Below are 1,822 nucleotides of genomic sequence, written 5' to 3'. Positions count from 1 at the left end.
TGGACCTGTTCGATTATCCCGGCGAGTGGCTGCTCGATCTTCCCCTGCTGCAGCATGACTTTTACAGCTGGAGCCAGCAGCAGACCCAGCATCTGGGGCCGCACCGCCGGGCGCTGTTCAGTGAGTGGCTGGCTGAGGCCGAGCAGTTGGACCCCAGCGCCGAAGCGGATGAAGCGCACCTGGCACGCTTAGCGGAGGCCTATGCGCTGGGGCTGCGTCGCGCGAAGCAGGCGGGCTTTTCCGACCTGCAGCCGGGCCGCTTCCTGCTGCCGGGCGAGCTAGACGGCGCGCCGGTGCTGCAGTTCTTTCCCTTGCCTGGACTGGAGGCTCCCCAGGAGCGTCTCGACGCGCTTCCGGCCACGAGCCTCTACGCCACGCTGGCATCGCGCTTTCGTTACTATCAGCAGCAGGTGGTACGGCCCTTCTATCGCGACCACTTCCGGCGCTTTGACCGACAGATCGTGCTGGTGGATGTGCTCGGCGCGCTCAACGCGGGGCCGGAGCGTTTCGAGGACCTTTCCAAAGCGCTGCATCAGCTGATGCAGAGCTTCGATTACGGCAAGCGTAGCCTGTTGACCCGGCTGTTTGCGCCCAAAATCGACCGGCTGGCGATTGCCGCCACCAAAGCCGACCATGTCACCCCCGACCAGCACCCCCATGTGGTGACCCTGCTGGAAGCGCTGCTGGCGGAGCCGCTCAAGGACCTGCGCTACGCGGACATTCCCGTCAAAGCGCTGTCGCTGGCCGCCATCCGCGCCACCGAGGCCCGGGAAGTGCTCCACGACGGCCAGCGCAGCCCGGCCCTCAAAGGCACCACCCTGGAAGGCGAAGAGGTGCTGGTCTACCCAGGCGACGTGCCCAGCCGCTTACCCAGGGCCGATTTCTGGCAGCAGCAGGGGTTCGATTTTCCGAGTTTCCGCCCGATGCCCGCCAACGGCGAGGCGCTGCCCCACATCCGTATGGACGCCGCGATCGACTGGCTGATTGGAGATAAACTGTCATGAGCAACCCTCAGCCCCGCCGCGACTTTCATAGCGAAGCGCCCCCCGAGCCCGCCGCAGAGACCCTGCGTCAGCGTGAGCGCTTCGCCGCCACGGACACCCACCAGCCGCTGGCCACCCAGGCCGAGCTGAAAGCCCTGCCGGAAGAAACCCTGGGCGCTCCCCGCAAGCGCCGCTGGGGGCTGATGTTTGCGCTGGCAGGCGGTGCCACGCTGGGCACCGTGGAACTGGTCACCGGCATCCCCGATGCGCTCACGCAGTCCCAGTGGCTGACCATGGCCTGGCAGCTCTTCGGTATCAGCCTGATTGGCCTGGGCGGTGTCTCGCTGTTGAAGGAAGTTGGCCGTCTGGGGCGGCTCAAGCGCCATGACCGGCTGCGGGCCAACCTGGCCGAACTGCCCCAGCGCTCCGGCAAGCAGGCGTTGGCCATGGCCGAACAGCTTCGCCAGCAGCTGAAGCTCGGCAACGACGACCCTCACTGGCTGGCCTTTCAGCGCGCCTGCCAGCCCCACCATAGCGGGGAAGAGATCCATACGCTGCTGCGCTACCACCTGTTGGCCCCTCGAGACCGGGAAGCCCAGCGTTTGATTACCCGCATGTCGGGTGAAACCGCCATCATGGTGGCGGTCAGCCCGCTGACGCTGGTAGATATGGCCCTGGTGGCCTGGCGCAGCCTGGCCATGGTAGACAGGCTCAGCCGCCTGTACGGGCTGGAGCTCGGCTACGCCAGCCGACTGCGGCTGTTTCGCCATGTGTTGCACAACATGGCCTTTGCCGGAGCCAGCGAACTGGCCACCGATGCCAGCGTCAACATGCTCTCG

The 1,822-nt window shown here is 66.3% G+C and carries 2 protein-coding genes; both read left to right on the top strand.

Annotation, left to right across the window (positions count from 1 at the left end; all coding sequences use genetic code 11):
- Positions 1 to 1,004, top strand: a 1,004-nt coding sequence (locus tag B7L71_RS09150; RefSeq protein WP_081137476.1) for a YcjX family protein, incomplete at its 5' end; no start/stop codon positions are given.
- Positions 1,001 to 1,822: TIGR01620 family protein (locus B7L71_RS09145; RefSeq protein ID WP_081137475.1), on the top strand; the 822-nt coding region annotated here is incomplete at its 3' end. The genes B7L71_RS09150 and B7L71_RS09145, both read left to right, overlap by 4 nt.

Source organism: Halomonas sp. BC2, from assembly GCF_002078115.1.
Classification (GTDB): domain Bacteria; phylum Pseudomonadota; class Gammaproteobacteria; order Pseudomonadales; family Halomonadaceae; genus Vreelandella; species Vreelandella stevensii.
This window is presented reverse-complemented; position numbering and strand designations above follow the sequence as displayed.